General features: G+C 69.8%; 1 protein-coding gene. It reads right to left on the bottom strand.

What is annotated here, in order from left to right; translation table 11 throughout:
* Nucleotides 1-60 precede the first annotated feature (60 nt).
* The coding region (locus FQ664_RS26125) for an alpha/beta hydrolase (protein ID WP_218570430.1) at nt 61-268 on the bottom strand (208 nt) is incomplete at its 5' end.

Here is a 268-nt window from a genome sequence, read left to right on the forward strand (position 1 = left end):
GTGCCCAGCGGCCGGAAATGCCCAGATCCATGCGTCAGTCCTGCACAAGCTTAGGAAGGCTCATTGTCCGCCATCGGCCGGTGACAGGCCGGCAACGAAGTGTTGCAGGGCGGCTGCAACGTCATCGGCGTGGCCGAGGAAGGGGGCGTGGCCGCCATGACCCACGGTCAACGACTGCCCCCCGGGCGCCAGCGCCGCAGCGGCCTGCATCGCCGCCGGCGAGACCAGACGGTCACGCTGGCCGGCAATCCACAGGCTGGGCTTGCCC

Origin of the sequence: Pseudomonas persica (genome assembly GCF_900291015.1) — a bacterium.
GTDB lineage: Bacteria > Pseudomonadota > Gammaproteobacteria > Pseudomonadales > Pseudomonadaceae > Aquipseudomonas.